Origin of the sequence: Kitasatospora sp. NPDC036755, assembly GCF_040636595.1 — a bacterium.
GTDB lineage: Bacteria > Actinomycetota > Actinomycetes > Streptomycetales > Streptomycetaceae > Kitasatospora.
This window is the reverse complement of record NZ_JBEZUT010000567.1, coordinates 1-3278: the sequence shown is the minus strand read 5'-3', so window position 1 is coordinate 3278 and position 3278 is coordinate 1. Positions and strand designations below refer to the sequence as shown.

The following is a 3278-nucleotide window of genomic DNA, read 5'->3' as shown; positions in this document are numbered from 1 at the left end:
GGTCGGCCTCGTCCATGTAGTGGGTGGTGACCAGGACGGTCATGCCGGTGGCCGCGCGTACGGCGTTCACCCGCTCCCACACGCCGGTGCGGGCGCCCCAGTGGGCCTGGGCCGCGGGGCCGCCGGCCGCGTCCTCGGCGGCGAGCTGCAGTTCGACGGCGTGCCGGTAGTCGGCCAGCGCCCGGGGAGCGGGCCCGTCCTCCGGCCGCTCGTCCTGCTCGTACGCCGCGCTGAGCTCGGCGGTGAGCACGCCGAGCGACTGCTCGTCGCAGGCGGCGTGGTCCAGGGCGACGGCGAGCAGTTCCTCGTCCCCGTCCTGGTCGGCGGCCAGCAGCAGGCGCAGCGCCGGTCCGTCCGCCGGCCAGTCCAGCAGGGCGTCGAGCAGCGCCGCGCGGACGGTGCCGCCGGCGGCGACGGCGATCCGGGCGGCCTCGGCGGAGGGGCCGCCGGAGCGCAGCACGGGTGTGCCGCGCACGGTCGCGAACCCGCCGCACAGCGCCGGGTGGTGGGCGGCGACCGCGGTGGCGGCGCGGGCCAGCCGGTCCAGGTCGAGGGTGCCGCGGGGGAAGGCGAAGAACATCGGGACGACGTCGCTGCGGCTCTGCGGCGTGAGCCGGCGGGTGATCAGGAACCGCCGCTGGGCGCCGGTCAGCGGGAGCAGCTCCACCGGGGATTCGGCGGCGGCTGATCGGTACCGGGCGAGGTAGGCGGCGGTGATGCTGGCGTGCACGGGAACGGTCTCCGGTTTCCGGTCGCGGCTCGGGTCGGGGATCGGTCGGGGATCGGTCGAGGGCTCGGCCGGGTGGACCGGCCGGGGTTCTGCCCGGGACCGGGTGGACCGGGGCAGGAAAGTCGGAAGGGTCAGGGAGGTCGGGCCGGGCCAGGGATGGTCGGGCCAGGGCGGGGATGGTCGGGCCGGGTCGGGTCGGGGAGGTCAGGAGGAGCCGGGGCGCACGGCGCTCCCCTCCTCGACGGCCTCGACGGCCTCGGTGGCGTCCGCGTCTCCGGCGGCCTCCGCGCCTCCGGACGGCCCGGACGGCCCGGACGGCCGGTCGGGCTCCGGCAGTTCGCGCATCCGCCGCAGCGGCGAGAGCAGCAGCGGCAGGGGCACCAGCAGGAAGCCGGCGGCGCAGAGCCAGAGCGCTGCGCGCGGCCCGGCCGCGTCGGCGACCACACCGCCGACCAGGGCGCCGATCGGCAGGGTGCCCCACACCAGGAAGCGCATGGTGGCGTTCATCCGGCCGAGCAGCTCCGGCGGGCAGAGGCTCTGCCGGAAGCTCACCTGGGCGACGTTGTACGCCACCGCACCGAACAGCACCACCCCGGAGGCCAGGCCGAACAGCACCACGCCCGCGCCGCCCCCGGACAGCGGCCACAGCACCGCGAACGGGGCCGTCACCACCGTGGAGACCCAGATCAGCCGGGCCTGTCCGATCCACCGGGCGAGCTGCCCGGCGCACAGCGCGCCGGCCAGTCCGCCGACGGCGGAGACCGAGAGCAGGATGCCGATGGCGCCCGGCGACAGGTCGAGCACCCGCACCCAGAACACCGTCTGGACGGCGGTCAGTACGGCGGAGAACAGGTTGGACGTGGCGGTGGCGGTCGCGATCGCCCGCAGCAGCGGGTGGCCGAGCACGAACCGCACGCCCTCCCCGACCTCGGCGCGCAGGGAGCGCCCCGGGTCGGGTTCCGGCCGCTGCTCCTCGACCTTGATCCGGACGAGCAGCAGCGCGGAGGCGAGGTAGCCGCAGGCGTCGGCCACGATGGCGAGCGGCGCCCCGAGCAGCTGGACCAGTCCGCCGCCGAGGCCCGGCCCGGCGATCTGCGCCGAGGAGCGGACCGTCTCCAGTGCCCCGTTGCCGCCGACCAGTTGCTCGCGCGGCAGGACGGCGGGCAGGAAGGACTGGTGGGCGACGTCGAAGAACACCGTGGCGACCCCGGTGACCAGGGCGACCACGTAGAGCTGCGGCATGGTCAGCACCCCGAACGCGGCGGCCGGCGGGATCGACCCCACCGCCACGCAGCGCACCAGGTCCGCCCTGATCAGCACCGGAAGCTTGCGCATCCGGTCCAGCCAGGCGCCCGCCGGGAGCCCGACGAGCAGGAAGGCGGCGGTCTCGGCGGCGGTCAGCAGGCCGACCTCGAAGGGTGTGGCGTCGAGCACCATCACTGCCACCAGAGGAAGTGCGACCAGGGTGACCTGACTGCCCGTCTGGGCCGCGGCGGCTCCGGTCAACAGGAGCCGGAAATCGCGGTGGCCGAGCAGACGGGCCTGGCGGGAGCTGGGCTTCTCGTTCATCGGTGCGACTCTCGGTCACCTCTTCGACACGGGGCAAGCACCGGGTTCGTTTCCGGACGGACCGCAGGTCGGCCGAATCCCGCCACCCGCCCGTCCCGCGCTGACGCGCTCCTGACGACGGCTCCCCGCCCCGGCGCGCCGCGCGCGGTGCCCGTCGACCAGGGAGGTACTGGCCGACGAACCCCTCGGGCACCGTCCGCCCCACGGGTCCATTTCCTTGTCCGAAATGCGGACGCCACCTTTCCGGCCACCGGACGACGGCCCTCAACTTGGCCTGATTCCACGGAGTAGGGCCTGACCGTCACCTCATCGTGATACCGGCGTGACCGAAGCGAGCCGTGGAAGGGGATCGACGTACCGCCGCGCGCCGCCCGTGCGGCCCCGGTCGGCGCGCTCCGGGCGTCGTCCGGCTCGGCACGGTCGGCCGAAGGAGAACCGAACGCCTACGCCCCCGCCCGGCGGGTGATCGCCAGCACCGCCATGTCGTCGTCCCGGGGCCCGCCGGTCCACCGCTCGACATCCGCCACCAGCGCGTCCAGCACCTCCCCCGGCCCGGCGAACGGTCCCAGCGGGGTCAGTCCGAGCACCGGGTCGTAGAACTCCCCCGCCGCGTCGCGGGCCTCGGTCACCCCGTCGGTCACCAGCAGCAGCGTGCACCCGGCCGGAAACGGCCGGTCCTCCTGCGCCGGCCGCGCCACGCCCAGCCCGCCCATCCCCAGCGGCAGCCCCGGGTCCGCCGCGTCCAGCCTGCGCACCGGTGGCGCGCCCCCGCCCGGCGGATACGGGCCGAGCAGGTACGGGCCCGGGTGCCCGCAGTCGAGCGTGCGCACACTCTCCTCCCCCGGCGGGAACTCCACCAGCAGCGCGGTGATGAACCCCTCCAGGCGATTCTGCTGGCGAAGTATTTGATCTGGGTCGGGCTCAAGCCGTCGTTGTGATGCCGTGTTGGGTGCAGAGTGTGTGGATGCGGGTGGGGCGG

At 75.2% G+C, this 3278-nt stretch carries 2 protein-coding genes and 1 pseudogene; all 3 read right to left on the bottom strand.

What is annotated here, in order from left to right; translation table 11 throughout:
- Nucleotides 1–730, bottom strand: a pseudogene (locus AB0E96_RS39955) (hypothetical protein); the annotation flags it as partial.
- Nucleotides 731–934: 204 nt separating this feature from the next.
- Entirely contained in the window at nucleotides 935–2299 is a 1365-nt protein-coding gene (locus AB0E96_RS39950) for an MFS transporter (RefSeq protein ID WP_359831602.1), read from the bottom strand.
- Between the two features lie 443 nt (nucleotides 2300–2742).
- Nucleotides 2743–3204, bottom strand: a complete 462-nt coding sequence (locus AB0E96_RS39945) for a SpoIIE family protein phosphatase (protein WP_359831604.1) — start codon at nucleotides 3202–3204, stop codon at nucleotides 2743–2745.
- Nucleotides 3205–3278 lie beyond the last annotated feature (74 nt).

What these genes read in the sequence shown, in the direction of transcription:
- AB0E96_RS39950 (WP_359831602.1), bottom strand. Translation starts at nt 2,299, where the DNA reads ATGAACGAGAAGCCCAGCTCCCGCCAGGCCCGTCTGCTCGGCCACCGC.